Origin of the sequence: Exiguobacterium aurantiacum (assembly GCF_001766415.1) — a bacterium.
GTDB classification, from domain to species: Bacteria; Bacillota; Bacilli; order Exiguobacteriales; family Exiguobacteriaceae; genus Exiguobacterium; species Exiguobacterium aurantiacum_A.
Genome location: NZ_MKXO01000023.1, coordinates 1 through 1,247, shown reverse-complemented (window position 1 = coordinate 1,247; position 1,247 = coordinate 1). Strand labels below are relative to the sequence as shown.

Sequence of the window (1,247 nt, the reverse complement as noted above, 5' to 3'; positions counted from 1 at the left end):
GAGGGCAGGTTCTTTACGTGTTACTCACCCGTCCGCCGCTCATTCCGTCGACTTCCCCCCGAAGGGTTCCGTCGATTTCCTGCGCTCGACTTGCATGTATTAGGCACGCCGCCAGCGTTCGTCCTGAGCCAGGATCAAACTCTCCAAAGAATTTGATATAGCTCTTGAAAATGACGAAGCTTGCGCTTCAATCAAAACTTGTAAAACTTTTTTTGCCTCATCGTTCAGTTTTCAAAGTTCGTCAGTTAAAGAATTGGTGGAGCCTAGCGGGATCGAACCGCTGACCTCCTGCGTGCAAGGCAGGCGCTCTCCCAGCTGAGCTAAGGCCCCAAAAGTTATGATGGTCGGGAAGACAGGATTCGAACCTGCGACCCCTTGGTCCCAAACCAAGTGCTCTACCAAGCTGAGCTACTTCCCGTTATAAATGGTGCACCCTGAGAGATTCGAACTCCCGGCCTTTAGATTCGTAGTCTAACGCTCTATCCAGCTGAGCTAAGGGTGCGAGACGAATGATTCCCAATGGGATATATAGATGGTACCGAGGGCCGGACTTGAACCGGCACGAGGAAACCCTCGCAGGATTTTAAGTCCTGTGCGTCTACCAATTCCGCCACCCCGGCAAGGTATAATTAGTGCGGTAGACTTTTTTAAAAATGGTGCCGGCGAAAGGATTTGAACCCTCGACCCTCTGATTACAAGTCAGATGCTCTACCAACTGAGCTACACCGGCAGGTGTAAATGGTGGAGGATGACGGGATCGAACCGCCGACCCCCTGCTTGTAAGGCAGGTGCTCTCCCAGCTGAGCTAATCCTCCGATATGTATGCCTGGCAACGTCCTATCCTCACAGGGGGAGACCCCCAACTACTTTCGGCGCTGAAGCGCTTAACTTCCGTGTTCGGCATGGGAACGGGTGTGGCCGCTTCGCTATCGCCACCAGACATATATGAGATTAACATTATCTTTACATAATGTCAAACTTTTTTTTGAAAGATTACTCTCTCAAAACTGAAGATTCATCAATACAAACCATTTCTAGATCAAAGCCTCGACCGATTAGTATCATTCAGCTCCACACGTCGCCGTGCTTCCACCCATGACCTATCTACCTCATCGTCTCTGAGGGGTCTTTCTTGATTGCTCAAAGGGAAATCTCATCTCGGAGGGGGCTTCATGCTTAGATGCTTTCAGCACTTATCCCGTCCGCACGTAGCTACCCAGCGATGCTCCTGGCGGAACAACTGGTAC

Annotated in this window: 6 tRNA genes and 3 rRNA genes; all 9 read right to left on the bottom strand. The window is 50.7% G+C overall.

The annotated features are described in order from the left end of the window. Positions 1–150, bottom strand: a 16S ribosomal RNA gene (locus BJU60_RS14745); the annotation flags it as partial. A gap of 104 nt (positions 151–254) precedes the next feature. After that, positions 255–330, bottom strand: a tRNA-Ala gene (locus tag BJU60_RS14740). A gap of 11 nt (positions 331–341) precedes the next feature. Then, positions 342–418: transfer RNA gene (locus BJU60_RS14735), tRNA-Pro, on the bottom strand. A gap of 7 nt (positions 419–425) precedes the next feature. Next, positions 426–502 (bottom strand) — tRNA-Arg (locus BJU60_RS14730). A 31-nt stretch (positions 503–533) separates the two neighbouring features. After that, positions 534–620 (bottom strand) — tRNA-Leu (locus BJU60_RS14725). A 34-nt stretch (positions 621–654) separates the two neighbouring features. Beyond that, a tRNA-Thr gene (locus BJU60_RS14720) sits at positions 655–730 on the bottom strand. Between the two features lie 9 nt (positions 731–739). After that, positions 740–815: transfer RNA gene (locus BJU60_RS14715), tRNA-Val, on the bottom strand. Positions 816–824: 9 nt separating this feature from the next. After that, positions 825–940, bottom strand: a 5S ribosomal RNA gene (gene rrf / locus BJU60_RS14710). A 95-nt stretch (positions 941–1,035) separates the two neighbouring features. Next, positions 1,036–1,247, bottom strand: a 23S ribosomal RNA gene (locus tag BJU60_RS14705); the annotation flags it as partial.